Origin of the sequence: Pseudomonas putida (assembly GCF_030159595.1) — a bacterium.
GTDB lineage: Bacteria > Pseudomonadota > Gammaproteobacteria > Pseudomonadales > Pseudomonadaceae > Aquipseudomonas > Aquipseudomonas putida_AC.
In genome coordinates, this window is sequence record NZ_BSKJ01000008.1 from 259314 (window position 1) to 282406 (window position 23093).

Annotated in this window: 20 protein-coding genes; 5 read left to right on the forward strand and 15 right to left on the reverse strand. The window is 61.5% G+C overall.

The window, feature by feature from the left end; translation table 11 throughout:
• Window positions 1-9: 9 nt before the first annotated feature.
• The 3 genes from rpoD to rpsU all read right to left on the reverse strand — a co-directional run bounded on the left by rpoD (window position 10) and on the right by rpsU (window position 4428).
• The gene (gene rpoD, locus QQL85_RS19240) at window positions 10-1860 is read right to left on the reverse strand and encodes an RNA polymerase sigma factor RpoD (protein ID WP_284355504.1); all 1851 of its coding nucleotides are present in this window, start codon (window positions 1858-1860) and stop codon (window positions 10-12) included.
• A gap of 67 nt (window positions 1861-1927) precedes the next feature.
• Window positions 1928-3910 carry a DNA primase gene (gene dnaG / locus QQL85_RS19245; RefSeq protein ID WP_284355505.1) on the reverse strand — a complete coding sequence of 661 codons (1983 nt, stop codon included), beginning with the start codon at window positions 3908-3910 and terminating at the stop codon, window positions 1928-1930.
• A gap of 302 nt (window positions 3911-4212) precedes the next feature.
• Window positions 4213-4428: a 30S ribosomal protein S21 gene (rpsU, locus tag QQL85_RS19250; RefSeq protein ID WP_003255575.1), complete on the reverse strand. Its 216-nt coding sequence runs from the start codon at window positions 4426-4428 to the stop codon at window positions 4213-4215.
• A gap of 204 nt (window positions 4429-4632) precedes the next feature.
• Here rpsU and tsaD point away from each other — a divergent pair, with 204 nt between their 5' ends.
• Entirely contained in the window at window positions 4633-5658 is a 1026-nt protein-coding gene (gene tsaD / locus QQL85_RS19255; RefSeq protein ID WP_284355506.1) for a tRNA (adenosine(37)-N6)-threonylcarbamoyltransferase complex transferase subunit TsaD, read from the forward strand.
• A 3-nt stretch (window positions 5659-5661) separates the two neighbouring features.
• Here the strand turns inward: tsaD and plsY are convergent, their stop codons facing one another.
• Window positions 5662-6231: a glycerol-3-phosphate 1-O-acyltransferase PlsY gene (plsY, locus tag QQL85_RS19260; protein WP_284355507.1), complete on the reverse strand. Its 570-nt coding sequence runs from the start codon at window positions 6229-6231 to the stop codon at window positions 5662-5664.
• A 74-nt stretch (window positions 6232-6305) separates the two neighbouring features.
• Here plsY and folB point away from each other — a divergent pair, with 74 nt between their 5' ends.
• Together folB and folK are read left to right on the forward strand one after the other, a co-directional pair.
• Window positions 6306-6662 carry a dihydroneopterin aldolase gene (gene folB, locus QQL85_RS19265; RefSeq protein ID WP_284355508.1) on the forward strand — a complete coding sequence of 119 codons (357 nt, stop codon included), beginning with the start codon at window positions 6306-6308 and terminating at the stop codon, window positions 6660-6662.
• Window positions 6653-7162: a 2-amino-4-hydroxy-6-hydroxymethyldihydropteridine diphosphokinase gene (folK, locus tag QQL85_RS19270; RefSeq protein WP_284355509.1), complete on the forward strand. Its 510-nt coding sequence runs from the start codon at window positions 6653-6655 to the stop codon at window positions 7160-7162. Before folB ends, folK begins: the two co-directional genes overlap by 10 nt.
• A gap of 48 nt (window positions 7163-7210) precedes the next feature.
• On the opposite strand, the gene QQL85_RS19275 is transcribed toward folK, so the two are convergent.
• The 11 genes from QQL85_RS19275 to QQL85_RS19325 all read right to left on the reverse strand — a co-directional run bounded on the left by QQL85_RS19275 (window position 7211) and on the right by QQL85_RS19325 (window position 21275).
• A complete protein-coding gene (locus QQL85_RS19275; RefSeq protein WP_284355510.1) occupies window positions 7211-8317 on the reverse strand; it encodes a multifunctional CCA addition/repair protein in 1107 nt (368 codons plus the stop codon).
• A gap of 55 nt (window positions 8318-8372) precedes the next feature.
• On the reverse strand, window positions 8373-9941 hold the full coding sequence (locus QQL85_RS19280; protein ID WP_284355511.1) for a SpoVR family protein: 1569 nt from the start codon (window positions 9939-9941) through the stop codon (window positions 8373-8375).
• Window positions 9938-11212, reverse strand: a complete 1275-nt coding sequence (locus tag QQL85_RS19285; RefSeq protein WP_012270194.1) for a YeaH/YhbH family protein — start codon at window positions 11210-11212, stop codon at window positions 9938-9940. Before QQL85_RS19285 ends, QQL85_RS19280 begins: the two co-directional genes overlap by 4 nt.
• A 133-nt stretch (window positions 11213-11345) precedes the next feature.
• The gene (locus QQL85_RS19290) at window positions 11346-13268 is read right to left on the reverse strand and encodes a PrkA family serine protein kinase (protein WP_284355512.1); all 1923 of its coding nucleotides are present in this window, start codon (window positions 13266-13268) and stop codon (window positions 11346-11348) included.
• A gap of 283 nt (window positions 13269-13551) precedes the next feature.
• Window positions 13552-13884, reverse strand: coding sequence for a thiosulfate sulfurtransferase GlpE (gene glpE / locus QQL85_RS19295; protein ID WP_284355513.1), 333 nt, complete (start codon window positions 13882-13884; stop codon window positions 13552-13554).
• A gap of 14 nt (window positions 13885-13898) precedes the next feature.
• Window positions 13899-14765: a symmetrical bis(5'-nucleosyl)-tetraphosphatase gene (locus QQL85_RS19300; RefSeq protein ID WP_284355514.1), complete on the reverse strand. Its 867-nt coding sequence runs from the start codon at window positions 14763-14765 to the stop codon at window positions 13899-13901.
• The gene (apaG, locus tag QQL85_RS19305) at window positions 14765-15145 is read right to left on the reverse strand and encodes a Co2+/Mg2+ efflux protein ApaG (RefSeq protein ID WP_234228293.1); all 381 of its coding nucleotides are present in this window, start codon (window positions 15143-15145) and stop codon (window positions 14765-14767) included. Before apaG ends, QQL85_RS19300 begins: the two co-directional genes overlap by 1 nt.
• Window positions 15146-15351: 206 nt before the next feature.
• Window positions 15352-16155 (reverse strand): 16S rRNA (adenine(1518)-N(6)/adenine(1519)-N(6))-dimethyltransferase RsmA, encoded by an 804-nt coding sequence (gene rsmA, locus QQL85_RS19310; protein WP_284355515.1) that lies wholly within the window; start codon window positions 16153-16155, stop codon window positions 15352-15354.
• On the reverse strand, window positions 16152-17141 hold the full coding sequence (pdxA, locus tag QQL85_RS19315) for a 4-hydroxythreonine-4-phosphate dehydrogenase PdxA (RefSeq protein ID WP_284355516.1): 990 nt from the start codon (window positions 17139-17141) through the stop codon (window positions 16152-16154). The genes rsmA and pdxA overlap by 4 nt, the downstream gene beginning before the upstream one ends.
• Entirely contained in the window at window positions 17138-18457 is a 1320-nt protein-coding gene (gene surA / locus QQL85_RS19320) for a peptidylprolyl isomerase SurA (protein ID WP_434482150.1), read from the reverse strand. Before surA ends, pdxA begins: the two co-directional genes overlap by 4 nt.
• Window positions 18438-21275, reverse strand: a complete 2838-nt coding sequence (locus tag QQL85_RS19325; RefSeq protein ID WP_284355518.1) for an LPS-assembly protein LptD — start codon at window positions 21273-21275, stop codon at window positions 18438-18440. The genes surA and QQL85_RS19325 overlap by 20 nt, the downstream gene beginning before the upstream one ends.
• A 130-nt stretch (window positions 21276-21405) precedes the next feature.
• Between QQL85_RS19325 and QQL85_RS19330 the strand changes: the two genes are divergently transcribed.
• Together QQL85_RS19330 and murU are read left to right on the forward strand one after the other, a co-directional pair.
• The gene (locus tag QQL85_RS19330) at window positions 21406-22425 is read left to right on the forward strand and encodes an aminoglycoside phosphotransferase family protein (protein WP_284355519.1); all 1020 of its coding nucleotides are present in this window, start codon (window positions 21406-21408) and stop codon (window positions 22423-22425) included.
• Window positions 22422-23093 carry an N-acetylmuramate alpha-1-phosphate uridylyltransferase MurU gene (gene murU / locus QQL85_RS19335; protein ID WP_284355520.1) on the forward strand — a complete coding sequence of 224 codons (672 nt, stop codon included), beginning with the start codon at window positions 22422-22424 and terminating at the stop codon, window positions 23091-23093. Before QQL85_RS19330 ends, murU begins: the two co-directional genes overlap by 4 nt.

Consider the following 23093-nt stretch of genomic DNA (forward strand, 5'->3'; position numbering starts at 1 on the left):
GTTTTGTCATCACTCGTCGAGGAAGGAGCGCAGGTGCTCGCTGCGAGTCGGGTGGCGCAGTTTGCGCAACGCCTTCGCTTCGATTTGACGGATCCGCTCACGCGTGACGTCAAACTGCTTGCCCACCTCTTCGAGGGTGTGGTCGGTGTTCATGTCGATGCCGAAACGCATGCGCAGCACTTTGGCTTCACGTGCGGTCAGGCCCGAGAGCACGTCACGCGTAGCTTCCTTGAGGCTTTCGACCGTGGCCACGTCGATCGGGGACTGCATGGTCGAGTCCTCGATGAAGTCGCCCAGGTGCGAATCTTCGTCGTCACCGATCGGGGTTTCCATGGAGATCGGCTCTTTGGCGATCTTCAGTACCTTGCGGATCTTGTCCTCAGGCATTTCCATGCGCTCGCCCAGCTCTTCCGGGGTCGGTTCGCGACCCATTTCCTGCAGCATCTGGCGGGAAATACGGTTGAGCTTGTTGATCGTCTCGATCATGTGCACCGGAATACGGATGGTGCGCGCCTGGTCGGCGATCGAACGGGTGATCGCCTGACGGATCCACCAGGTGGCATAGGTCGAGAACTTGTAGCCGCGACGGTATTCGAACTTGTCCACCGCTTTCATCAAACCGATGTTGCCTTCCTGGATCAGGTCGAGGAACTGCAGGCCACGGTTGGTGTACTTCTTGGCGATGGAGATCACCAGACGCAGGTTCGCCTCGACCATTTCTTTCTTGGCGCGGCGGGCCTTGGCTTCACCGATCGACATGCGACGGTTGATGTCTTTGATCTCGGCAACGGTCAGGCCGGTTTCGGTCTCAAGGTCGATCAGCTTCTGCTGGCAAGCAACGATGGCAGCGTCCTTTTCACCCAGGGCGGCGGCCCATTTGGTGTTGCGCTTGGCCAGGTCACCGCTCCAGGTCTGGTCGGTTTCGTTGCTTGGGAACATGCGCAGGAAGTCGGCACGCGGCATGCGGGCGTCACGTACGCACAGTTGCATGATGGCGCGTTCTTGCTGGCGCAGGAGGTTCAGGGCGTCACGTACACGCTCGACCAGTACCTCGAACTGCTTCGGTACCAGCTTGATCGGCATGAACAGGTCGGCAAGGGCCTGCAGGGCCTCGATGCTTTCCTTGTGGGTACGACCGTTTTTCTTCAGGACCTTGCTGGTTGCCTGAAGCTGGTCGGATACCGCACCGAAACGCTGGGCCGCGACTACCGGGTCCGGGCCACTCTCGGCCTCTTCCTCGTCGTCACTGCCTTCGGACTCTTCCTCTTCGTCGTCGGACTCTTCCTTCGCTGCGGCGGCCTTGGCGCCTGGGATCGGCACCTCTTCGGTCGGCGCGGCGATGTTGTCGTCAGGGTCGATGTAACCGCTGAGAACGTCGGACAGACGGCCACCTTCGGTGGTCACGCGGTCATATTCGCCGAGAATGTAGTCGACAGTACCCGGGAAGTGGGCGATGGCGCCCATGACTTCACGGATGCCTTCTTCGATACGCTTGGCGATTTCGATCTCGCCTTCACGGGTCAGCAGCTCGACAGTACCCATTTCGCGCATGTACATGCGCACCGGGTCGGTCGTGCGGCCGATATCGGTTTCAACTGCCGCCAACGCTGCAGCGGCTTCTTCGGCTGCGGCTTCGTCGGTGTCGGCTTCCGCCAACAGAAGAGCATCCGCATCCGGAGCACTCTCGAATACGTTGATCCCCATGTCGTTGATCATGCGGATGATGTCTTCCACCTGCTCCGGATCTGAAATATCCTCAGGCAGGTGGTCGTTGACCTCCGCGTAAGTCAGGTAGCCCTGCTCACGACCGCGGGTGATCAACTCTTTGATACGAGACTGCTGTTGCGCTTTTCCGGACATAACACCCTATCCACTGAAGGTCTTGGCGGGCAAAAAACAAGCCGAGGATTATACCCGAGCATGGGCCTCACGCGCCAGATGAGGTCGGCGTTTGTGCGGGAACATTCCGGCTCAGCAGGGCGAGGAGCTGGGTTTTTTCCTCGCTGGTCAATTCGCTTTGACGTGATTTCCTGAGCAGTTGTTCCAGGCTGCGCTCGCGTTGGCGGGCGGACAAGCTAGTTATAGTGTCGAAAAACTGTTGTTCAAGGTTGTCGGCCACGATCAACCATTCCTTTTCCGCCAAGGCCCGCAGCAGGCGGCCCTGTTCGGTGCCGTGCCACCGCGCGATCAACTGCATTGAGCTTAGCCCAGGATTTTTCTGCGCGGCTTCAATCAGTGCGACCAGCAGCTGGCTGTACAGGTGTTCTTCGTCGGCAAAGTGGCTGGCATCTTCCACCTTGCCGGCCAGCAATGGGTGATGCAGCAGGGTGCGCAGGGCGGCCAGGGCGGGCGGTTCGACCGGTGCTGGCACGCGGGGTGGCGCTTCGTCGCGTTGCTGCCAAGGCTTGCCGCCCTTGCGGTTCTTGTCCCACGGCTTGTCGCTCCATTGCTTCTTGCCGCCGCCCTTGTTCGGCTTCCACGCCTGTTCCTGATGAACGGGGGCGTAGTCGTGCTGCGGCATATCGCCGTAGTCGGGGGTGTAGCTGGCCATGGCGTCGTAGTCGTAGCCAGGGTCGTAGTCCGGCATGCTGCTGGCCGCTGGCGCTTGTTGCGCCAGATGCTCGACCTGCTGTGGGTCGAGGCCGGTGATTTCCTTCAGGCGGTTGCGCATCAGCTGGCGCAGGTTGGCGCCGGGGATCTTTTCGATCAACGGTGCGGCCAGGGTTGCCATGTGCGCTTTGCCTTCAAGCGAGCGCGGGTCGGCTTCGACGCTCAGCTGTTCGAAGAAGTAGTCGGCCAGCGGCTGGGCGTGCTGGTTGATACGGGCCATGAAGGCATCGGTACCTTCGGCCCGGACCAGGCTATCCGGGTCTTCGCCTTCCGGCAGGAACAGGAAGCGCGCACGGCGGCCATCCTGAAGGTTCGACAGGGTCGACTCCAGGGCACGCCAGGCGGCCTTGCGCCCGGCCTGGTCGCCGTCGAAGCAGAACAGCACGCTGGGTACCACCCGAAACAGCCGCTTGAGGTGCTCTTCGCTGGTGGCGGTGCCCAGGGTGGCCACGGCATTGCGCAGGCCTTGCTGGGCCAGGGCGATGACGTCCATGTAGCCCTCGACGACGATGATTTCGTCGAGGTTACGGTTGTGCTTGCGCGCCTCGTACAGCCCGTACAGTTCCTGGCCCTTGTGGAATACCGGGGTTTCCGGGGAGTTCAGGTACTTGGGTTTGTCGTCGCCGAGCACCCGGCCGCCGAAGGCGATAATGCGCCCGCGGCTGTCGCGGATCGGGAACATCACCCGGTCGCGGAAGCGGTCGTAGCGCTTGCCGCTTTCGGCGTTCTCGATCAGCAGGCCGGCATCGATCATCACTTTCTGCTGAAGGGTGTCGGCACCCAGGTGCTTGAGCAGGTTGTCCCAGCCGGGCGGGGCGAAGCCCAGGCCGAAGTCGCGGGCAATTTCCCCGGACAGGCCGCGTCCCTTGAGATAATCCACCGCTGCCTTGCGGGTCGGGTGGCTGCGCAGGGCCTGGCGGTAGAACTCCGAGGCGGCATCCAGTAGCGGGTACAGCGGCGAGTCGGTGGGCTGGCGCGGCTTGTGGTCGCGACGGCCTTGTTCGCGGGGCACTTCCATGCCGGCGGCGCGGGCCAGTTCCTCGACGGCCTGGGGGAAGTCCAGGTTGTCGTGGTCCATGACGAAGCCCAGGGCGTTGCCGCCGGCGCCGCAGCCGAAGCAGTAGTAGAACTGCTTGTCTGGGCTGACCGTGAAGGAAGGGGTCTTTTCCTTGTGGAACGGGCAGCAGGCGGAGTAGTTCTTGCCGGTTTTTTTCAGCTGGACGCGCGAACTCACCACGTCGACGATGTCGAGGCGGTTGATCAGGTCGTCAATGAAGCTCTGGGGAATCAGCCCGGCCATGGCAGTCTCGTCATCTGGCAACTGGCAAGTCTAATCGCTCACGCGCCGAATGGGGCAGGTGTTGCTCGGGGAGGTGCGAGGGAGTGTGCTCGTCGCCGGCCCTTTAGGGCCCGTCAGTCGGACGTGCACGTCTGGTCATACAGCAAGAAGGACCAGCTCTGACGTTTCAGGCAGGTTGCCCATGGGCAGTTCGCATTGAAGCTTGTGCAGGGCCTTGAGCTAGCTGCTCAAGTTTGAAGCGACCACTGCCATCGCCCGGCGGTTAGCCGGGCAGGGCAGAAGCTTTGCGTTGAACGCCTGTATTAGTACAGACGAACGGCGCGGCGCTGTTCGCGCTGAACTTTCTTGGCGTGACGCTTAACAGCAGCAGCTGCTTTGCGCTTACGCTCTGCGGTCGGCTTCTCGTAAAACTCGCGGCTACGAACTTCAGCCAGTACACCGGCTTTTTCGCAGGAGCGCTTGAAACGACGCAGAGCTACGTCGAAGGGTTCGTTCTCTTTAACTTTGACGGCTGGCATCCAGGGCTACCTTAATTCATTACCGGGGTAGACGTGCTCCTGGCAAAACAAAGGTGTGCTGGAGAACGTCGGTTTTCAAGGGTTGCGGATGTTAACCCTTAGCAAGCAGGAATGCAAAGCCTCTGATCGAAAACCGCTGGTCGGCATCCGACACGCGGACTATCATGCGCGGCTTCGAATTCAGCCCCCACAAGGGACGAACCCATGCTAGTACTGGGATTGGAAACATCCTGCGACGAAACTGGCGTCGCATTATACGACAGTGAACGCGGCTTGTTGGCCGACGCACTGTTTAGCCAGATCGACCTGCACCGCGTGTTTGGCGGCGTGGTGCCCGAACTTGCCTCGCGTGATCATGTAAAGCGTATGCTGCCGCTCATCCGTCAGGTGCTGGACGAGGCGGGTTGCGTCGCCACCGAGATCGACGCCATCGCCTACACCGCAGGTCCCGGCCTGGTCGGCGCCTTGCTGGTGGGTGCCTCTTGCGCCCAGGCGCTGGCCTTTGCGTGGGATATCCCTGCGATTGGTGTGCACCACATGGAAGGCCACCTGCTGGCACCTATGCTGGAAGCAAACCCGCCTGAGTTCCCGTTCGTCGCTTTGTTGGTTTCCGGTGGTCACACCCAGCTGGTACGCGTCGATGGTATAGGCCAGTACGAACTGCTGGGCGAGAGCCTGGATGACGCCGCCGGTGAAGCGTTCGACAAAACCGCCAAGCTGATCGGCCTCAACTACCCGGGTGGTCCGGAAATCGCGCGCCTGGCCGAGCAGGGCGTGCCTGGCCGCTTTGTATTCCCACGGCCGATGACCGACCGCCCGGGCCTGGAGTTCAGCTTCAGCGGCCTCAAGACCTTCGCCCTGAACACCTGGCAGCAATGCAAGAATGCTGGCGACGACGGTGAGCAAACGCGTTGCGACGTGTCCCTGGCATTCCAGCAGGCGGTGGTGGAGACTTTGACCATCAAGTGCAAGCGTGCCCTCAAGCAGACTGGCCTCAAACGCTTGGTCATCGCGGGGGGGGTGAGTGCCAACAAGGCCTTGCGCGCGTCCCTCGAGGACATGCTGGGCAGTATCAAGGGCAACGTGTACTACGCTCGTCCGCAGTTCTGCACCGACAACGGCGCGATGATCGCCTACGCCGGCTGCCAACGCCTGTTGGCTGGGCAGCAGCAGGACCTGGCCATCAGCGTGCAGGCACGCTGGCCGATGGAGCAGTTGCCTGCGCTGTGAGGTTCAGAAGTGTCGCTCGCGCCCGGCAAACAGGTCGCGCAGGTTGTTACGGTGGCGCCACACGATCATCACCGTCAGCACGCTGATCGGCAGCAGCGCCTCTGGCTCGCGCCAGGCCAGCAATGGCAAGGTCAGCGGCGTGGCAATAAGCGCCGCCAGCGAGCTGGTACGGGTGAGGTAGAACGTCAGTAGCCAGGCGCCGATGGCCAGCAGGGCAGCCGGGAAGTACAGGCCCATGAGCATGCCGGCGGCGGTGGCCACGCCTTTGCCGCCACGGAAGCGGAAGTACAGCGGAAACAGGTGGCCCAGCACCGCGCATACGCCCACCCAGGCCTGCGCGTGCAGGTCCAGCCCGGCAAAGCGGGCAAGCAATACCGGCAAAAGGCCCTTGCACAGGTCGCCAAGCAGGGTCAGGATCGCCAGTTTGCGGCCTGCCAGGCGTAGCATGTTGGTAGCGCCGGCATTGCCTGAGCCGCTGGAGCGCGGGTCCGGGCTGCCCGAGAGGCGGCTGAGGACGATGGCGAAGGACAGCGAGCCGAGCAGGTAGGCGAGCAACGCCAGTAACCAAAACATGCTAACTATTCCGGGCGAGGACGCCCTGATTCTAACGGCGCCAGTCGCCCTTGTCGTGCTGTGGAGAGAAGTGCTTGGACAGAGTGTTCATCGAAGGCCTGGAAGTCGATACCGTCATCGGTGCCTATGACTGGGAGCGGGATATTCGCCAGTGCTTGCGCCTGGACCTGAGCTTCGCCTGGGACAACCGCCCGGCTGCGGCGGGCGACGACCTCAGCCTGGCGCTGGACTACGCCAGCGTGTCGGCGCGCATCCAGGCATTTGCCGAGCAGGCACGTTTCGAATTGGTGGAGACTTTCGCCGAACGCTTGGTGGCAACCTTGATGGAAGAGTTCCAGATCCCGTGGGTGCGGTTGAAGCTGACCAAGCCAGGCGCAGTGCCAGCGGCCCGTGGTGGTGTTGGCGTGGAGATCGAGCGCGGATGTCTCTGAGCACGGTTTACCTGGGCCTTGGCAGCAACATCGACCGCGAAGCGCACTTGCGCGCCGGGCTCGATGCGCTGGCGGGCATTCTTACCGATATGCGCTGTTCGCCGGCGTTCGAAAGCCAGGCGGTGGGCATCAAGAGCGGGCCTTTCATCAACTTCGTGGTGACCGGGCAAACCGCACTGCCGCTGATCGAACTGGACCGCCGGCTGAAGTTCATCGAGGCCGACAATGGGCGCTATGCGCCGGACCGCAAAGGGTTGCCGCTGGATATCGACGTACTGATGTATGACGATCTGCACGGCACGTTCGATGGGCTGGTGCTGCCCCGGGCCGAGATCCTGAAGAATGCCTTTGTGCTGTGGCCGCTGTCGTTGCTGGCACCTGAGCTGGTGCATCCAGGGCCGGGCAAGACCATGGCGCAGCTGTGGGAGGAGGCGCAGATCGATCAGGTACTGGCCCCGGTCGCCTTTGAGTGGCATGGGTTGCAGCTGACACCGGCATAAGCCTGTAATGGCCTCTTCGCGGCTTTAGCCGCGAAGAGGCCGGTATGATCAATCCTGCTGGTAAGCCTGAAGTGCTTTCAGCCGCTCACCTTTGAGCGCCTCGCCCAGTGCCTGGCCTGTCAGCCCGGCCTGCACCAACGGCTTCACATCCACCGCCCGTACCGCCGCCGCTGCGCCACGCAGATACTCCGCCTGTGGATAACTCGCCTCGCCATCACCCAGCGCCGCCATCTCACACACCGCAATAAAATCCTCGAACCGCTGCGGCCGCCGATACACATCGAACTTCTGCAACAGCTCCAGCAGTGCCGCAGCAGGTAACGTCAGTGCCTGATTGCCCTGTGCCAGGCATTCCCCTGTCAGCAGTGCCAGTTCCTGGCATTCGCGCGGCGCCTTGAGGCGTTGGTTGACCGATTTGATCGAGGCGGGGGCCAGCGCGTGCAGCAGGCAGGCCCAGCGTATGTGCAGGGGGTGTGCATGCAGCGCGGCCTGTTCAAGTGTCGCCAGGGCCTGAGCATCCTCATCAAGCTCAGGCAGCAGCTCCTGCAGGGCTCCACAGGCACGCAGCACCTGGAAGAACACCTGCGGCTGCGCCTCCATCAGCGCCCGCTCGATTTCCTTCCAGCTGCGTTCGGCGGTCAATGCCTGCAGCTCACCCGAAACGCTGATCTGGCGCATCAGCTCCAAGGTCTCATCGGCAACCCGGAAGCCCAGTGGTGCATAACGGGCAGCAAAGCGGGCAACGCGCAGCACACGCAAAGGATCTTCGGCGAATGCCGGGGAAACGTGGCGTAAAATTCGCTGGTCGAGATCGTTCTTTCCGCAGTGGGGGTCGTATACCGTACCCGCTTCATCCTCAGCCATCGCATTGATGGTCAGGTCGCGGCGGATGAGGTCTTCTTCCAGGGTCACGTCAGGGCTGGCGTGAAAGGTGAACCCGCCATAGCCGCGCCCGCTTTTGCGCTCGGTGCGCGCCAACGCGTATTCCTCGCCGGTTTTCGGGTGCAAGAATACCGGAAAATCGGCGCCCACTGGCCGATAGCCCTTGGCGAGCATTTCTTCGACGGTAGCGCCCACCACCAGCCAGTCGATATCACTGACCGGGCGGCCGAGCAGGCGGTCGCGCACGGCGCCGCCGACTTTGTAGATGTGCATGTACAGCTCTCCATAACTGCCGACAGGATACCTTGTCGGCAGTTATGGCGTTGCGTTAGAGGTGGTGGATAACGGCCAGGTCCATGCGTCCGTAATCGGCGGTTTCACCGTGTTCGCCACGCGGGGGCATGTGATGGGTTTTCATCACCTGCTCGCCTTGCACGGTTTCCAGATGGATATCGAAGCCCCACAGGCGATGCAGGTGCTTGAGCACTTCATCGGTCGAGTCGCCCAGCGGCTTACGGTTGTGCTGCTGGTGGCGCAGGGTCAGCGAGCGGTCGCCACGGCGGTCGACGCTCCAGATCTGCACGTTCGGCTCACGGTTGCCCAGGTTGTACTGCGCTGCCAGCAGCTCACGAATCACCCGATAACCGGCTTCGTCATGAATGGCGGGCACCAGCAAGTCGTCGCGCTGGTCATCATCGAGGATGCTGAACAGCTTGAGGTCGCGCATCACCTTGGGCGACAGGTACTGCAGGATAAAGCTCTCGTCCTTGAAGCTGCTCATGGCGAACTTGATGGTAGAAAGCCAGTCGCTGCCGGCAATGTCGGGGAACCAGTGGCGATCCTCCTCGGTCGGGTTTTCGCACATGCGGCGGATGTCGGTGTACATGGCAAAGCCCAGTGCGTACGGGTTGATGCCGCTGTAGTAGGGGCTGTCGAAGCCGGGCTGGAACACCACGCTGGTGTGCGACTGCAAGAACTCCATCATGAAGCCTTCAGTGATCAGCCCCTCGTCGTACAGGTCGTTCATCAGGGTGTAGTGCCAGAACGTCGCCCAGCCTTCGTTCATCACCTGGGTCTGGCGTTGTGGGTAGAAGTACTGCGCGATCTTGCGCACGATGCGCACCACTTCGCGCTGCCACGGCTCGAGCAGTGGTGCGTTCTTCTCGATGAAATACAGGATGTTTTCCTGCGGTTCGGCAGGGAAGCGCCCATCATCGCGTTCGTTACCCTTGTCGGCGCTTTTAGGGATGGTCCGCCACAGGTCGTTGATCTGGCGCTGAAGGTGCTCTTCGCGCTCCTGCTGGCGGCGCCGCTCTTCTTCGGCGGAAATAGGGTAGGGCCGCTTGTAGCGGTCGACGCCGTAGTTCATCAGGGCATGGCAGGAGTCGATCAAGTCTTCCACTGCATCAATGCCATGACGCTCTTCGCACTGGGCGATGTACTGCTTGGCGAACACCAGGTAGTCGATGATCGAACTGGCATCCGTCCAGGTGCGGAACAGGTAGTTGCCTTTGAAGAAACTGTTATGGCCGTAGCAGGCATGGGCGATCACCAGTGCCTGCATGCACATGGTGTTTTCTTCCATCAGGTAGGCGATACACGGGTCGGAGTTGATCACGATCTCGTAAGCCAGGCCCATCTGGCCGCGGCTGTACGACTTTTCCGTGCTGAGGAACTGCTTGCCATAGGACCAGTGGTGGTAGCCCAGCGGCATGCCGACCGAGGCGTAGGCGTCCATCATCTGCTCGGCCGTGATCACCTCGATCTGGTTGGGGTAGGTGTCCAGGGCGTAACGCTCGGCCAGGCGGCTGATTTCCCGATCGTAGGTCTGGATCAGCTCGAACGTCCACTCGGACCCGGTGGAAATGGGTTGGCGTCTCTGTGCTCTGGCGGTCATGTGGCTAACCTGCGCTGGAAGAGTTCACGGAAGACCGGGTAGATGTCGCCGGCCGATACCAACTGCTGCTGGGCGAACGTGTCGGGGTAGGCTTCACCGATGCGTTCGTATTCATACCACAGCGCCTGGTGCTCACGGGGGGTGATCTCGACGTAAGTGTAGTACTGCACATGCGGCATGATCTGCTTGGAGAGGATGTCGCGGCAGATGGGCGAGTCGTCGTTCCAGTTATCGCCGTCAGAGGCCTGCGCGGCATAGATGTTCCAGTCGCTGGCCGGGTAGCGTTCAGCCATGATCTCCTGCATCAGCTTGAGCGCACTGGAGACGATGGTGCCGCCGGTTTCGCGTGAATAGAAGAACTCTTCTTCGTCGACTTCCCGGGCGCTGGTGTGGTGGCGGATGAACACCACTTCGATACGGTCGTAGTTACGCTTGAGGAACAGGTACAGCAGGATGAAGAAGCGCTTGGCGATGTCCTTGGTGGCCTGGGTCATCGAGCCTGACACGTCCATCAGGCAGAACATTACCGCCTTGGAGCTGGGGTTGGGCTGCTTGACCAGCAGGTTGTACTTGAGGTCGAAGGTGTCGAGGAAGGGCAGGCGGTTGATGCGTGCCTTCAAACGCTCGATTTCTTGTTCGACTTCCTGGATATCGGTGAAGTTGTCCGGTTCTTCGACGCGTAGGCGGTCGAGTTCCTTCTGTGCTTCGCGCAGCAGTGCGCGGCTGCTGCCCGTCAGCGCAATGCGCCGGGCATGGGCCGAGCGCAGGGTACGCACGATGTTGATGCGCGACGGGTTGCCTTCGTTGGCGATACCGGCGCGCACGGTCTTGAAGGTGTCGGCGCCTGTCAGGTGACGCTTGACCAGGTTGGGCAGTTCGAGGTCTTCGAACATGAACTCGAGAAACTCTTCCTGGGTGATCTGGAAGACGAATTCGTCCATGCCTTCGCCGGAATTGCCGGCCTTGCCACGGCCGCCGCCGCCGCCTCCCCCGCCTTGTGGCCGTGGGATGTGCTCACCAGCAGTGAATTCCTTGTTGCCAGGATGCACGATGGTCTGTTTGCCCCCGCGACCATGGTGCAGCACCGGTTCGTCGATGTCGCGACCGGGAATGCTGATCTGCTCGCCATGTTCCATGTCCATGATGGAACGGCGGCTTACCGCCTCTTCGACGGCCTTCTTGATGTGTTCGCGGTACCGCCGCAAGAAACGCTGGCGATTGACCGTGCTCTTGTTCTTGCCGTTCAGGCGTCGGTCTATAACGTAGCTCATGGTCCCTCCGGTAGCTGGGAACAGCTGCACGCTTCAAGCTACGAGCTGACGCTGCACATAAAGGCAGCAAACCAGCTGCCGCCGCCCAAGGCTGTCATGGACGCCTTGGGCGTGCGGTGTATAGCTTGTCGCTTTATTGCGATTTCCTGACCCGCAGGTACCATTCCGACAGCAGGCGCACCTGTTTGTCGGTGTATCCACGCTCCACCATCCGGGTGACGAAGTCGTTGTGTTTCTTCTGGTCCTCTTTGCTGGCCTTGGCGTTGAAGCTGATGACGGGCAGCAGGTCTTCGGTGTTGGAGAACATTTTCTTCTCGATCACTACCCGCAGCTTTTCATAACTCAGCCAGCTTGGATTCTTGCCATTGTTGTTGGCGCGTGCGCGCAGTACGAAGTTGACGATCTCGTTGCGGAAGTCTTTCGGGTTGCTGATGCCGGCCGGTTTCTCGATCTTCTCCAGCTCCTCGTTGAGGGCGATGCGGTTGAGGATTTCGCCGGTTTCCGGGTCGCGGTATTCCTGGTCCTGGATCCAGAAGTCGGCGTACAGCACATAGCGGTCGAAGATGTTCTGGCCGTATTCGCTGTAGGACTCCAGGTAAGCGGTCTGGATTTCCTTGCCGATGAACTCGATGTAGCGGGGTGCCAGGTATTCTTTCAGGTAGCGCAGGTAGCGTTCGCGCACTTCAGCCGGGAACTGTTCCTGTTCGATCTGCTGTTCGAGCACATACAGCAGGTGCACCGGGTTGGCTGCAATCTCGTGCGGGTCGAAGTTGAACACCTTGGACAGAATCTTGAAGGCGAAGCGAGTCGACAGGCCGTTCATGCCTTCGTCAACGCCAGCCGAGTCCCGGTACTCCTGGATCGACTTGGCCTTTGGATCGGTATCCTTGAGGTTTTCCCCGTCGTAAACGCGCATCTTGGAATAGATATTGGAGTTTTCTGGCTCTTTGAGGCGAGAAAGCACCGTGAACTGAGCCAGCATCTTGAGTGTGTCGGGCGCGCAGTGGGCTTTGGACAGCGAACTGTTGACCAGCAGTTTGTCGTAAATCTTGATTTCATCGCTGACGCGCAGGCAGTACGGCACCTTGACGATGTAGATCCGGTCGATGAACGCTTCGTTGTTCTTGTTGTTGCGGAAGGTATGCCACTCCGATTCGTTGGAGTGCGCCAGCAGGATACCGGTATAGGGAATCGCCCCAAGGCCTTCGGTACTGTTGTAGTTGCCTTCCTGGGTGGCGGTGAGCAAGGGGTGCAGTACCTTGATCGGCGCCTTGAACATTTCGACAAATTCCATCAGGCCCTGGTTGGCCCGGCACAGTGCGCCCGAGTAGCTGTAAGCATCGGCGTCGTTCTGTGGGTACTCTTCAAGCTTGCGAATATCGACCTTGCCGACCAGGGCAGAAATGTCCTGGTTGTTCTCATCGCCGGGTTCAGTCTTGGCAATGGCGATCTGGTTGAGAATCGACGGGTAAAGTTTCACCACCTTGAACTTGGAAATATCGCCGCCAAACTCCTGCAAGCGCTTGGTGGCCCATGGCGACATGATGGTGTTCAGGTAGCGCCGCGAGATGCCGAACTCTTCCTCGAGAATGGCCCCGTCTTCGGTGGCATTGAACAAGCCCAACGGGGACTCGAATACTGGCGAGCCCTTGATCGCGTAGAACGGCACCTTTTCCATCAGCTGCTTGAGTTTTTCGGCCAGCGACGACTTGCCGCCACCCACCGGGCCCAGCAGATAGAGTATCTGTTTCTTCTCTTCCAGGCCTTGGGCGGCATGGCGGAAGTACGAGACGATCTGGTCGATGCACTCTTCCATGCCATGGAAGTCGGCAAAGGCCGGATAGCGGCGGATAACCTTGTTGGAGAAGATGCGCGACAGCCTGGAGTTGGTAGAGGTGTCGATCAGCTCTGGCTCACCGATGGCCAGCAACAGCCGCTCGGCCGCCGATGCGTAGGCACTGCGATCCTCTTTGCACAGCTCGAGGTACTCCTGCAGCGAGAGTTCTTCCTGGCGCGTAGACTCGAAACGTTGTTGGAAGTGGCTAAAAATACTCATGACGTCACCTCGCTCGATACGTGGAGACGACGCCGGATCAGTCAGCTGATGCTGGCATGCAATCGGGTTCGCCGATTGCTGTATACCCCCCAGAACACCCTGTAACGCTACCGATGACCCGCACGCCGGTGTACCGGCTCTCCCCTTTTTGGATGGCCTGAGCTTAAGCGTAGTTGGTTATCTGCAAGGTCAAGGGGCGAGGAGGGCAGAAGTTACGAACGACCGTTCGTCAGATAAGCCGCAAGCCCGCGCGGGACGCGGGCTGCAGGAATAATGAAAATATTTATTCAACGGTGCCTTGAGCGGTCTCGGCTGGGTAGGTGGCGCGCCACAGCTCAAAGCCGCCGTCCACGCTGTATACGTTGGAAAAGCCCTGGCCTACCAGGTAGGCGGCAGCGCTCTGGCTGGAGTTGCCGTGGTAGCAGACCACGAGGGTCGGGGCGTCGAGGTCGGCATTGCGGATGAACTCGGCAACCGAATGGTTATCCAGATGCTGCGCACCGGTGATGTGGCCGGCCGCGAAAGCCTGCGGGTCGCGAATGTCGACGACGACCGCACCTTCTTGCTTGCGAAGCTCCAAGGCCTGCTCGGGAGGGATGCGCTTGAATTCGCTCATGGGTACTACTTCCTTCAGGTGTGATCGTTGAGTGTAGTGGGTTGTGCCGGTTGGCGCAGGGTGCCGTCGTCGGCACAGTCGCAGCGGTGGTATTCACCGCTGTCGACGTTGTACAGGGTCATGGCACCGCCCCACACGCAGCCGGTGTCCAAGGCGATGATGCCAGGCTCGTCGACCTCACCCTGCAGTGCGGCCCAATGGCCAAAGATGATCTTTACATGGCGCGAGCGGCGGTCCTTGTGCGCGTACCAGGCCTTGTAGCCTTTGGGCGCGGTGCCCAGGCCTTCCTTGCTCTTGAGGTCGAGCTTGCCCTCGGCGGTACAGAAGCGCATGCGGGTGAAGTAGTTGGTGATGACCCGCAGGCGTTCGATGCCGGTGAGGTTCTTGCTCCACTTGTTCGGCTCGTTGCCGTACATACCGTCGAGGTAAAGCTTCAGGCGGCCGTCGTCGCGCAGTACTTCCTCCACCTCGGCAGCGAGCTTGAGGGCTTGGCCGAGCGTCCACTGTGGTGGTATGCCCGCGTGCGCCATGGCAATGCCGCGTGCCTCGTCGTAATGCAGCAGCTTTTGCTGGCGCAGCCAGTCGAACAGCAGGTCGGCGTCCGGCGCTTCGATGATCTCGCGTAGGGTGTCGCTTTTCTTCAGGCGCTCGACGTTGTGCCAAGCGGCCAGCAGGTGCAAGTCATGGTTGCCCAGCACGCAGACCAGCGACTGGCGGATCGAATACAGGAAGCGCAGGGTTTCCAGTGATTCGGGGCCGCGGTTGACCAGGTCGCCGACCAGCCACAGGCGGTCGACGGCCGGGTTGAAACTAACGCGTTCGAGCAGGCACTTGAGGGGCTGCAGGCAGCCCTGCAGGTCACCGACGGCGTAGGTGGCCATCAGTGCAGCGCCCCGGGCACCGCGAGGCGGAAGGGGGCGATCTCGGCGTCGAAGCGCTTACCGTCTTCGGCGAACATCTGGTAACTGCCCTGCATGGTGCCCACGCGGGTGCTGATGACCGCACCGCTGCTGTAGGTGTGGCTCTGGCCCGGGTCGATGTTGGGCTGTTGGCCAACCACACCGGAGCCGCGCACTTCCTCGACCTCGCCGTCACCATTGGTGATCAGCCAGTGGCGTGACAGCAGCTTGGCCTTGAGCGAGCCGCTGTTGTGCACGGTGATGGTGTAGGCGAAGGCGAAACGACTGTTTTCGGGGTCGGATTGTTCTTTGAGGTAGCGGGTCACGACGCTGACGTCGATCAGATAGCGAGGATCGGACATGCAATGGCCTTGGGCGAGCTGACGCAATAATGCAGTCTAGGCCATTGGGAGGGGGGAGGGCCAGCGGTGTAGGGCTTGCGGATGAGTGTTGTCGGTGCTGGCCCTATCGCCGGCAAGCCAGCTTCCACAGGTACAGCACCGTTCTTGAGTGCTGTGGAGTTCCTGTGGGAGCTGGCTTGCCGGCGATAGGGCCGGTACAGGCTGGATCAGGCGTGTTGCTGATCTGCCAGCTGGTCAGCCAGGCGCACAAAGGCCGCCAGGTCCAGCTGCTCGGGGCGCAAGCTGCCATCCACGCCGGCTGCCTCGATGGCTGCACTGTCGAGCAGGCCTTTCAGGGTATTGCGCAGTGTCTTGCGACGCTGGTTGAAGGCTTCGCGAACGACGCGCTCCAGCAGCAGGTGGTCCTTGGCCGGGAACGGCAGCACTTCGTGCGGTACCAGGCGGACGATGGCCGAGTCCACTTTCGGCGGCGGATTGAAGGCACCAGGGCCTACGTTGAACAGGTGCTCGACCCGGCAGTGGTACTGCACCATGATCGACAAGCGCCCCCAGTCACCGCCACCAGGGCCGGCAGCCATGCGCTCGACCACTTCCTTCTGCAGCATGAAGTGCATGTCGCGGATCAGCCCGGCATGGCTGAGGAGGTGGAAGATCAGTGGGGTGGAGATGTTGTAGGGCAGGTTGCCCACCACCTTGAGGCTGCGCGGTGGTACGCCCAGCTGGTTGAAGTCGAACTTCAGGGCGTCGCCCTGATGCAGGCGGAAGTTGCTGCGGTCAGCGAACTTGTGCTGCAGGATCGGCACGAGGTCTTTGTCCAGTTCCACCACGTCCAGCTGTGCGCCGCTGCCCAGCAGGCCTTCGGTCAGGGCGCCCTGGCCCGGGCCGATCTCCAGCAGGTGTTCACCGGCCTTGGCGTTGATGGCGCGCAGGATGCGGTCGATGATGCCGGCGTCGTGCAGGAAGTTCTGGCCGAAGCGCTTGCGCGCCCGGTGTTGGTATTGCTCGTTCATGGTCGGTTCTCGGCCATCTGGTAGGCGGTTTCCAGCGCGACACGCAGGCTGCCGGTGTCGACCTTGCCGCTGCCGGCCAGGTCCAGGGCGGTGCCGTGATCGACCGACGTGCGGATGATCGGCAGGCCCAGGGTCACGTTGACCGCTGCGCCGAAGCCTTTGTACTTGAGTACGGGCAGGCCTTGGTCGTGGTACATCGCCAGCACCGCGTCGCAGTGCTCCAGATATTTGGGGGTAAACAGGGTATCGGCCGGCAACGGCCCGCGCAGGTCCATGCCTTCGGTGCGCAGGCGGGCCAGGGTCGGCTCGATGATGTCGATTTCTTCGCGGCCCAGGTGGCCGCCCTCACCCGCGTGCGGGTTGAGGCCGCACACCAGGATGCGCGGTTTGGCAATGCCGAACTTGTCGCGCATGTCGGCATGCAGGATACGGGTTACACGTTCGACGCGCTCGGCAGTGATAGCGTCGGCGATATCACGCAACGGCAGGTGCGTGGTCACCAGGGCCACGCGCAGGCCGTGGGTGGCCAGCATCATCACCACTTGCGCGGTGTGGGTTAGCTCGGCAAGGAATTCGGTATGCCCGGAGAAGGCGATACCGCTTTCGTTGATCACGCCTTTGTGTACAGGGGCGGTGATCATCCCGGCGAAGTGCCCGTCCAGGCAGCCTTGCCCGGCGCGGGTCAGGGTTTCCAGTACGAACGCGGCATTGGCCTTGTCGAGCTGGCCTGCCACTACGGGGGCCGCCAAGGGGGTATCCCAGACATACAGGCTACCTGCTGGTGCCGGCTGGTCGGGCCATTGGCCCGGGGCTACCGGCAGCAGGCTGACAGCCAGCCCCAGCTGCGTGGCCCGCTCGGCGAGCAGGTCACGGCTGGTGATGGCGATCAGGGGGTGGGACTGGGCGTCTGCGGCGAGCAGCAGGCACAGGTCGGGGCCTATGCCGGCCGGCTCGCCGGGGGTGACGGCGAAGCGCAGGGGCTTCACTGGGCGGCCTGGTCAGCGCCAGGCAGCTTGATTTCAACGTAGGCTTCGTCGCGAATCTGGCGCAGCCAGGTTTGCAGCTCTTCGTCGTACTTGCGGTTGCGCAGAACGCTCAGGGCCTGTTGCTCACGTGCCTGCTCGGTGCTGTCGGTGGCGCGGCGGCCCAGCACTTCCAGTACATGCCAGCCGTACTGGGTCTTGAACGGTTTGGTCACGACGCCTTGCTGGGCGTTGGCCATTTGTTCACGGAACTCTGGTACCAGGCTGTTCGGGTCTACCCAGTTGAGGTCGCCGCCGTTAAGTGCCGAGCCTGGGTCTTCCGAGAAACTCTTCGCCAGTTCGCCGAAGTCTTCACCGTTCTTGATGCGGTCGTACAGGCGCTCAGCCAGCTGCTCGGTGGCCGCATCGCTGCGGATCTCGCTTGGCTTGATCAGGATGTGGCGCACATGCACTTCGTCACGCAGCACGTTTTCGCTGCCCCCGCGCTTCTCCTCAAGTTTGAGGATGATGAAGCCGTTGGGGATGCGGATAGGCTGAGTAATTTCGCCGACCGGCATGCTGCTGAGCATCTTGGCGAAGTCGGGTGGCAGTTGGCCGGCTTTACGCCAGCCCATTTCGCCGCCTTCCAGGGCGTTTTCGCTGGCGGAACGGGCAATGGCCATCTGGCCGAAGTCGGCGCCTTGCTTGAGCTGCTGGTACACATCGCCGACCTGGCGAGCAGCCGCCTGGATGGCTTCCGAGTTGGCGCCTTCCGGGGTCGGAATCAGGATGTTGGCCAGGCGGTACTCTTCCGACATCTGCATCTTGCCCATGTCGGAAGCCAGGAAGTTTTTCACTTCCTGCTCCGACACCTGGATGCGCTCGGCCACGCGGCGCTGGCGCACGCGGCTGATGATCATCTCGCGCTTGACCTGCTCGCGAGCGTCGTCGAACGACAGGCCGTCATGGGCCAGGGCGGCGCGGAACTGGTCCAGCGACATGCCATTGCGCTGGGCAATGGTGCCGATGGCCTGGTTCAGTTCTTCGTCGGTGATGCGGATGCCGGAGCGCTCGCCGATCTGCAGCTGCAGGTTCTCGACGATCAGGCGTTCCAGCACCTGCTGTTCCAGGGCGCCGGTTGGCGGCACACCGCCGCCGCGCTTGGCGATGGTTTGCTGCACCTCGTGGACACGCTGGTCCAGCTGGCTTTGCATGACCACGTCGTTGTCGACGATGGCCACCACGCGATCAAGAGGTTGCACCGCGGCATGCACCGCGCCACTCAGCATTGCAACGCCCAGCAACGCCGGGCGCAGTCGATCAATAAGCTTGGTCTTCACGTTCACGGTAACCTTGAATGCCTTGGTCGAGGAAAGATTCGACCTTGTTGCCAACTACGCCACCGAGGCCTTTCAGGACGATCTGAAGGAAGACACCGTGGTCGCCTTTTTCGTTCGCCGGGAGGGCTTGGCTGAAGTCGTCGTAATCGATCCAGTAGCGGTTGATCAGGCGCAGCTTCCAGCAGCAGTTGTCGTACTCGAAACCGCCCATGGCTTCCAGGGTGCGGTTGCGGTTGTAGTCATGCTGCCAGCGAGCGATAACGTTCCACTGCGGAACGATCGGCCAGATGACCGAGAAATCGTGCTGCTGGATCTTGTAGTAGTCCTTGATGTAGTTCGGGTTGCCCGGGGTGCCGTAGTCGCCGCCGCCCACTTTCCAGGTACCGGTCTGGGAGTCGTAGGAAATGGTGTCGTTGCGGTAGCGATAACCGAGGTTGAGCACCTTGTTCGGATTGTCTTCAGGCTGGTAGTGGAACATCGCGCTGCCCGAGCGGGTGCTGCGGCTGTCCGGGTCCCAGTTGAAGTCCGAATTGAAGCGCCAGTCGCGGTTGAAGAAGTAGTTGTACACCAGGGCGTATGGCGATACGTCGGATTGCGAGTCAGTGCGGGTCTTGTAGTTGATACCCGGCAGCTGGACTTTGCGGTCCTTGAAGTAGTACGCCTGACCGATGCTGAAGTTCTGGCGCTCGAAACCGTTGTCCTCGATCCAGCGAGTGGTCACGCCCAGCGACAACTTGTTTTCGTCGCCGATACGATCGGTACCGCTGAAGCGGTTGTCGCGGAACAACGAATCGTAGCTGAACAGTGTTTCGCCCGAGTCGAACAGCGGGATGTCCTTCTGGTCCTTGTACGGGACGTAGAGATAGAACAGGCGTGGTTCGAGCGTCTGCTTGTAGTTGGTGCCGAACATCGACGTATTGCGGTCGAAGTACAGCCCGCTGTCCACGCTGAAGATCGGGACATCACGGTTCACCGTGCCGCTGTAGCTACCATAGGCCACCGGATCCAGAGCCTGAAGGCGAATGGCATCGGCCTTGCCCTTGCTGTCCAGATCAAGATCGTAATGGGTGTAAGCGTATTTCAGCTTCGGCGTCAGGTAGCCGTAACTGGCTTCCATTGGCAGGCTGATCGAGGGGGCGAAGTTCAGGCGTGTGCCATTCGCGCGGGCAATGCCTGCGATGTTCTCGTCCAGTCGTCGGCCACCCAAAATGGCATTGGTTACCGGATCTCTCACAACACCCGCTGTTGTATCCGCTTGCCCATCCTTGTTAAACACCAGATCATTTTTCAGATCGCGATCAAACCGTACTGCCTCGGTTTCGTACCCGAGATTCAGCCCGCCCGGCTCAAACGGCAATTTACCATTGAAGGTAATCTGCGGCAGGCGATCATACGGCGTGATCTGCGAAATGGTCGCCATCTCGTAGGCATGCACGTTCAACCGCGCGGTGTAGCTGTCGCCACGGTAGGTCAGCGCACCCTGCTGGTTCAGCAGGTCCTGGCTTTCAACACCGATCTGGTCGGACTCCAGGTCCTGGAAGTAGAACGGGTCGCTGATGTCGGTGTAGTCGACCTCGGCCATCAGGCGCTCGTCCAGCCCGCCCTTGTGCTGCCAGTTGACCATCCAGCGCTGATCTTTGTAGTCAGTCTGGTCTTTGCGGTCGTCGTTCTTGTCGTTCAGGTACGCACCGCCGAACTGACCTTCGCTCGAAGGCGTCAGGTAGCGGAACTCGCCTTCCATCAGCAAGCCGCGCTTGGCCATGTAACGCGGGTACAACGTGGCGTCGTAGTTAGGCGCCAGGTTGAAGTAGTACGGCGTGACCAGCATGAAGCCGGTGTCGCTGCTGGTGCTGAACGATGGCGGCAGGAAGCCGGACTGGCGACGGTCGTCGATCGGGAAGTAGATGTACGGTGTGTAGAACACCGGGAAATCCTTGACCCGCAGCGTCACGTTGGTCGCGGTACCGAAACCGGTGGCCGGGTTCAGGGTGATGTTGTTGCCCTTCAGCTGCCAGGCGTTGCTGCCCGGTTCGCAGGTGGTGTATGTACCGTCCTTGAGGCGGATGATGGCGTTTTCGCCACGTTTGGCGTACAGGGCGCTGCCGCGGATGTGCGACTTGTGCATCACATATTCGGCGTTGTCGACCTGGGCTTCGCCCGTGTCGAGCTGAATCTGTGCCTCGTCACCTACCACCAGCGAGCCGTTGTCACGGATCTTGACGTTGCCCTTGAGCTCGCCACGGTTTTCGGTCTGGTAGAGGTTGGCCTCGTCGGCTTCGGCCTGCATGCTGCCCTGGCGCATGACCACGTCACCGGCGAGGGTAGCGATCTGCTGCTCCTGCTGGTACTTGGACACCTTGGCGTTGATGTAGGTTGGCGATTCGTCCTTCGGCGTGGTGTCGGCCATGCCCGGGCGGGTGGGCTCGACGTACGCGCCACCGCAGTACGGGCCGGTTTCGGCCAGCTGCGCGGCGGTGAGCTTCTCACGCGGAACCCAGTCCAGGTGGCTGTAGTCTTCGCTGCGCGACTTCAGGGCGCGGCCTTTGGCCTCGGTGACCAGCATTGGCCGGTCCGCGGTTTCGCCTTCGCTCGCGGCTTCGGTGCCTGTGCTGACAGCAGCACCTTCGTGCACCGGGCGCGGCGGCAGGTTGTTGACTGGGGCCTTGGGCTTGCAGTCCCAACCACCGGCGGCGGACACTTGGCAGTCGAACTGTTCGGCGGCCACCACGTACGACGTGGCCAGAGGTTGCAGGGCCAGCAGACCGCCGGTTACCAGCAACGGAAACTTTCTACGAAACGCGGGGGATTTCAATGCCATCTTATTAGTCCGGGCTTCCTGCGTGCCATCTGCCCGCGTGTGGGGCCGCACGCCTCTCGATGGTCTGAAAAAGATGCTGGATAATAAAGCATGACCCGCTTGACGGCTAGGGCCGTCGGAGACCCTTGTAATGCCTGAACACGATGTACGCCTGCAACAACTGACGGTCTGGCTCGATGAGCAGCTCAACGATCTTTTCCGCAACAACGCCTGGGGCGAAGTGCCCGCCGGCAGCCTGACGGCGGCCAGCAGCGACGCCAGCTTCCGCCGCTATTTCCGCTGGCAGGGCGCCGGCCACAGCTTCGTGATCATGGATGCGCCACCGCCGCAGGAAAACTGCCGACCGTTCGTCGCCATCGACCACCTGCTGGCCAGTGCTGGTGTGCATGTGCCGCTGATCCACGCTGAAGACCTGGAGCGCGGCTTCCTGCTGCTGGGTGATCTGGGTCATCAGACATACCTTGATGTGATTAATGCCGGTAACGCCGACGGCCTGTTCGCCGATGCCATCGATGCACTGCTGGCCTTCCAGCGCCTGCCAATGGACGCACCACTGCCCAGCTACGACGACGCCCTGCTGCGCCGTGAAGTGGAGCTGTTCCCTGAGTGGTATGTAGGGCGCGAGCTGGGCCTGACCTTCAGCGAAGCGCAGAAAGCCACCTGGCAGCGCGTCAGCCAGGTGCTGATCGACAGTGCCCTGGCCCAGCCAAAGGTGCTGGTGCACCGCGACTACATGCCGCGCAACCTGATGCAGAGTGCCCCCAACCCTGGTGTGCTGGACTTCCAGGACGCCGTGTACGGCCCGGTCACCTACGACATCACCTGCCTGTTCAAGGACGCCTTTCTCAGTTGGCCGCAGGCGCGGGTCGAAGGCTGGCTGCGCGACTACTGGCAGAAGGCAAAGGCTGCCGGTATCCCGGTGCACGCCGACTTCGAGGCGTTCCAGCGTGCCAGCGACCTGATGGGCGTGCAGCGTCACCTGAAAGTGATCGGTATTTTTGCCCGCATCTGCCACCGCGACGGCAAACCGCGTTACCTGGGCGACGTGCCGCGTTTCTTCGCCTATATAGAAGAAGTGATCAGCCGCCGGCCTGAATTGGCGGAGCTGGGTGAGCTGATTGTGCAGTTGCAGGCCGGAGCGCGTGCATGAAGGCAATGATTCTGGCAGCGGGCAAAGGCGAACGCATGCGCCCGTTGACCCTGCATACCCCCAAACCGCTGGTCCCGGTGGCCGGTCAGGCGCTGATCGAGTATCACCTGCGTGCCTTGGCGGCGGCAGGCATTACCGAGGTGGTGATCAACCATGCCTGGCTCGGCCAGCAGATCGAAGACCACCTGGGTGACGGCAGCCGCTTTGGCTTGAGCATCCGTTATTCGCCTGAAGGCGAGCCGCTGGAAACCGGCGGCGGTATCTTCAAGGCCCTGCCTTTGTTGGGTGATGCGCCATTCCTGCTGGTGAACGGCGATGTCTGGACCGACTACGACTTCGCGCGTTTGCAGACCCCGCTGCAAGGCCTGGCTCACCTGGTGCTGGTCGACAACCCTGGCCATCACGGCGGTGGCGACTTCCGCCTGTCTGGCAAGCAGGTGGTCGATGGTGACGACGCGCCTGGCACGCTGACGTTCAGTGGCATTTCGGTGCTGCACCCCGCGTTGTTCGAAGGGTGCCAGGCCGGTGCTTTCAAGTTGGCACCGTTGCTGCGTCAGGCCATGGCGGCCGGCAAGGTCTCAGGCGAACACTACCGTGGGCACTGGGTGGATGTAGGCACGCTCGAGCGCTTGGCCGAAGCCGAGCGCCTGATTGGCGAGCGCGCCTGA

Bases quoted from the DNA above. Each gene is read 5' to 3' on its own strand.
- rpoD (WP_284355504.1), bottom strand. From the start codon at position 1,860: ATGTCCGGAAAAGCGCAACAGCAGTCTCGTATCAAAGAGTTGATCACC.
- dnaG (WP_284355505.1), bottom strand. From the start codon at position 3,910: ATGGCCGGGCTGATTCCCCAGAGCTTCATTGACGACCTGATCAACCGC.
- rpsU (WP_003255575.1), bottom strand. From the start codon at position 4,428: ATGCCAGCCGTCAAAGTTAAAGAGAACGAACCCTTCGACGTAGCTCTG.
- tsaD (WP_284355506.1), top strand. From the start codon at position 4,633: ATGCTAGTACTGGGATTGGAAACATCCTGCGACGAAACTGGCGTCGCA.
- plsY (WP_284355507.1), bottom strand. From the start codon at position 6,231: ATGTTTTGGTTACTGGCGTTGCTCGCCTACCTGCTCGGCTCGCTGTCC.
- folK (WP_284355509.1), top strand. From the start codon at position 6,653: ATGTCTCTGAGCACGGTTTACCTGGGCCTTGGCAGCAACATCGACCGC.
- QQL85_RS19275 (WP_284355510.1), bottom strand. From the start codon at position 8,317: ATGCACATCTACAAAGTCGGCGGCGCCGTGCGCGACCGCCTGCTCGGC.
- QQL85_RS19280 (WP_284355511.1), bottom strand. From the start codon at position 9,941: ATGACCGCCAGAGCACAGAGACGCCAACCCATTTCCACCGGGTCCGAG.
- QQL85_RS19285 (WP_012270194.1), bottom strand. From the start codon at position 11,212: ATGAGCTACGTTATAGACCGACGCCTGAACGGCAAGAACAAGAGCACG.
- QQL85_RS19290 (WP_284355512.1), bottom strand. From the start codon at position 13,268: ATGAGTATTTTTAGCCACTTCCAACAACGTTTCGAGTCTACGCGCCAG.
- glpE (WP_284355513.1), bottom strand. From the start codon at position 13,884: ATGAGCGAATTCAAGCGCATCCCTCCCGAGCAGGCCTTGGAGCTTCGC.
- QQL85_RS19300 (WP_284355514.1), bottom strand. From the start codon at position 14,765: ATGGCCACCTACGCCGTCGGTGACCTGCAGGGCTGCCTGCAGCCCCTC.
- apaG (WP_234228293.1), bottom strand. From the start codon at position 15,145: ATGTCCGATCCTCGCTATCTGATCGACGTCAGCGTCGTGACCCGCTAC.
- rsmA (WP_284355515.1), bottom strand. From the start codon at position 16,155: ATGAACGAGCAATACCAACACCGGGCGCGCAAGCGCTTCGGCCAGAAC.
- QQL85_RS19325 (WP_284355518.1), bottom strand. From the start codon at position 21,275: ATGGCATTGAAATCCCCCGCGTTTCGTAGAAAGTTTCCGTTGCTGGTA.
- QQL85_RS19330 (WP_284355519.1), top strand. From the start codon at position 21,406: ATGCCTGAACACGATGTACGCCTGCAACAACTGACGGTCTGGCTCGAT.
- murU (WP_284355520.1), top strand. From the start codon at position 22,422: ATGAAGGCAATGATTCTGGCAGCGGGCAAAGGCGAACGCATGCGCCCG.